This is a genomic window from Azospirillum sp., assembly GCF_050789165.1.
In genome coordinates, this window is record NZ_JBOZRT010000136.1 from 1 (window position 1) to 3083 (window position 3083).

Sequence of the window (3083 nt, forward strand, 5' to 3'; positions counted from 1 at the left end):
CGATGCGGGTCACGGCGTCGTAGCCGCGCAGTTCCTGCACGCGCTGGATGTCGATGGCGTACTCCTCCTTGCCGAGGGTGAACGTCACGACCTCCAGCCGGCGGTCGTTCGCGGCGGTGGCGGAGGGCTTGGTTCCGGTCAGCGTGTCTTCCATGGTTTGCGTCCTTTCTTGAGGGATATCGGCCGGTTGGCGCCATCGCGCAGGGAGTGCTTCAGAAGAATCGCTTCATCACGCGCACCAGCTTGCTCGCGTACGCCGGATCCGTCGCGTAGCCGGCGCGCTGCAGTTCCTGCGCGGCGCGCACCGGATCGGTTTCCCCCAGCACCCGGCCGTAGCGCGGATTGCGGGCGAGGAACCTCGCGTAGTCGGCGAACGCCTCCTCGTACGAGCCATAGGCCCGGAAGCTGGCGCGCACTTTCTGCGCCACGCCGCCGATCACCTCGGTGGTCGTGGCCTGCGTGACCGGTCCGCGCCACGAGCGGTCGGCCTTGATGCCGAACACGTTGAAACTCGTTGCGCCGTCGTCGCCGCGCACCTCGCGCCGACCCCACGCGGACTCCAGCGCGGCCTGCGCCAGGATCAGGGTCTCCGGCAGGCCGGTGGCGCGGGCCGCGGCACGCGCCGCATCGCCGAGCCGCCCGACAAAGGCCTGGACGCGGGCCGGCAATGCCGGCCCGGCGCGGGGTGGCTCGGAGCTTGCGCGCCCGCGACCAGCCGCATCCGTGCCCAGCGCCGCGAGCGCCACGGGCGTGGCACGGGCGGTGCGGATGGCTGCGCTGCGCGCCGCGTCGGGAACCGCTTCGCCGGCATGTGCCGTCGGCGGCGCCGGCGATGCCGGCGCGGCGCCGGCCGCCGCGTCGCTGCCAAGCGACCGGCGCAACTGCTCGTACATCGCATCGGCCAGCCGGACGCCGCGGCCCGAGAGGTGCTGGGCCAGCTGCTGGTCCAGCATCGACAGGTACATCCGCGAGTGCTGTCCTTCTAGCAGGCCGCTCGCGGGCGTCGCATCGCGCATGCTCTTGAGCATCATCCCCATGAAGAGCGCCTCGAACTGGCGCGAGACCTGCCGCAATCCCTCGTCCGGCGACTGGCGGGCCGCCCGCCGCAGCGAAGCCACGCCCTGGACGTCCAGCGCGAAGCGCTGCTCGAGGGCCGAAGCGGCCGTCGGGGTGGGTGCGACGGGTCCGCTCATGGCGTTCAGATGATTTCGAGTTCGGCGCGCAGGGCACCCGCCGACTTCATCGCCTGCAGGATCGAGATCAGGTCCTGCGGATTCGCGCCCAGGGCGTTGAGCCCCTTGATCACGTCGGCCAGCGACGCCCCCGGCTTGACCATCTGCAGCGCCCCGCCGGACTGCGACAGCGAGATCTGCGACGTCTGTGCCGCCACGGTGCTCCCGGCGGAGAACGGATTGGGCTGGCTGATCACCGGCTGGCTGCTGATCACGACCGACAGGCTGCCGTGCGCCACCGCGCATTCCTGCACCCGCACCGCCTGGTTCATCACCACCGAGCCGGTACGGGCGTTGATCACCACGCGGGCGACGTCCTGCGCCGGCACCACGTCCACGGCTTCGAGCCGGGCCAGGAAGCCGACGCGCTCATGCGGCCCCGCGGGCGCCCGCACGCGGATCACGCGCGCGTCCACCGCCTGCGCCGTGCCGACGCCGAACCGGCGGTCGATCGCCTCCACCGCGCGTTGCGCGGTCCCGAAGTCGGACCGGTTCATCTCCAGCGTCAGCGTGTCTTCCTCGCCGACGGGGGCGGGGACGGCGCGCTCGACCTGCGCCCCGGCCGGGATGCGCCCGGACGTGAGCTGATTGACCTGGACCTTGCTGCCATTGGCCGAAGCGCCGGCGCCGCCAAGCACCATGTTGCCCTGGGCCACCGCATACACCGCGCCGTCGGCGCCCTTGAGCGGCGTCATCAGCAAGGTGCCGCCGCGCAGGCTCTTGGCATTGCCGAGGGACGACACCGTCACGTCGATCGCCTGCCCTGGCCGCGCGAACGCCGGCAGCGTGGCCGTGACCGTCACCGCCGCGACGTTCTTCAACTGCATGTTGGTGCCCGGCGGCACCGTGACGCCGAGCTGGGCCAGCATCGAATTGAGGCTCTGCGTCGTGAACGGCGTCTGCATCGTCTGGTCGCCGGTGCCGTCCAGGCCGACCATCAGGCCGTAGCCGATCAGCGGGTTGTCGCGAACGCCTTGCACGCTCGCGAGCGCCTTGAGCGGCTCGGCGCCGGCCGGCAGCGCCAGCGCGGCGGCCAGGCCGAAGGCAAGCGAAGAGAAGACCTGCTTCATGGTCAGAACGGCATCACGTTGAGGAAGAAACGCTGCAGCCAGCCCATGGTCTGGGCTTCGTTGATGAAGCCCTTGCTGCTGTATTCGATGCGCGCGTCGGCCACTTGCGTCGAGAGCACCGTGTTGTTGCCCATCACCGTGTGCGGATTGACGATGCCGGAGAAGCGGATGAACTCGGTGCCCTGGTTGATCAGCACCTGCTTCTCGCCGCTCACGACCAGGTTGCCGTTGGCCATCACGTCAACCACCGTGACGGTGATCACGCCGTTGAAGGCGTTGGCGGCGGTGGCGCCGCCCTTGCCGGTCAGCGCGTTGTCGCCGCCGAGGCTGGCTTCCTGGCCGCGCAGCAGGCCGCCGAGGAACCTGGGCGAGACGCCGAAGTCGGTCTCGACCTTGCCGTTGCGGCTGGCGGTGGTGGCGGAGTTCTTGCTCGCGTCGGCCTTTTCGCTGATGACGATGGTCAGCACGTCGCCGACGTGGCGCGGCCGCCGGTCCTCGAACAAGGCATGGCCGCGGCCACCTTCCTGGTAGATCGCACCCGGCGTGCGGGTCGGCGCGCGGTGCTCCGGCGCCGGTCGCGCCGTCATCGGCTGCTGCACCAGCGGAGCCGTCGGCACCTGGGCGCAACCCGCTGCCAGCGCGAGCACGGCCAGCCCGGCGCAAAGGGCGAGCAAGCGCAGCGTCGCCATCACAACTGGCTCAGGCGCTGCAGCATCTGGTCGGACGTCTGCACCGCCTTGCTGTTGATCTCGTAGGCGCGCTGGGTCTGGATCATGCTCAC

Annotated in this window: 5 protein-coding genes; all 5 read right to left on the reverse strand. The window is 70.6% G+C overall.

Going from position 1 to position 3083, the window contains the following annotated elements:
* Positions 1-154, reverse strand: a 154-nt coding sequence (locus tag ACRWK7_RS28940) for a chemotaxis protein CheW (RefSeq protein ID WP_431860288.1), incomplete at its 3' end; no start/stop codon positions are given.
* A gap of 58 nt (positions 155-212) precedes the next feature.
* Positions 213-1193, reverse strand: coding sequence for a flagellar assembly peptidoglycan hydrolase FlgJ (flgJ, locus tag ACRWK7_RS28945; RefSeq protein WP_431860282.1), 981 nt, complete (start codon positions 1191-1193; stop codon positions 213-215).
* Positions 1194-1198: 5 nt separating this feature from the next.
* Positions 1199-2302 (reverse strand): flagellar basal body P-ring protein FlgI, encoded by a 1104-nt coding sequence (locus ACRWK7_RS28950; protein WP_431860284.1) that lies wholly within the window; start codon positions 2300-2302, stop codon positions 1199-1201.
* 2 nt (positions 2303-2304) lie between these two features.
* Entirely contained in the window at positions 2305-2991 is a 687-nt protein-coding gene (locus ACRWK7_RS28955) for a flagellar basal body L-ring protein FlgH (protein WP_431860286.1), read from the reverse strand.
* A complete protein-coding gene (locus ACRWK7_RS28960; protein WP_431860290.1) occupies positions 2991-3077 on the reverse strand; it encodes a flagellar basal body rod C-terminal domain-containing protein in 87 nt (28 codons plus the stop codon). The genes ACRWK7_RS28955 and ACRWK7_RS28960 overlap by 1 nt, the downstream gene beginning before the upstream one ends.
* Positions 3078-3083 lie beyond the last annotated feature (6 nt).

Bases quoted from the DNA above. Each gene is read 5' to 3' on its own strand.
- ACRWK7_RS28950 (WP_431860284.1), bottom strand. From the start codon at position 2,302: ATGAAGCAGGTCTTCTCTTCGCTTGCCTTCGGCCTGGCCGCCGCGCTG.
- flgJ (WP_431860282.1), bottom strand. From the start codon at position 1,193: ATGAGCGGACCCGTCGCACCCACCCCGACGGCCGCTTCGGCCCTCGAG.
- ACRWK7_RS28955 (WP_431860286.1), bottom strand. From the start codon at position 2,991: ATGGCGACGCTGCGCTTGCTCGCCCTTTGCGCCGGGCTGGCCGTGCTC.
- ACRWK7_RS28960 (WP_431860290.1), bottom strand. From the start codon at position 3,077: ATGATCCAGACCCAGCGCGCCTACGAGATCAACAGCAAGGCGGTGCAG.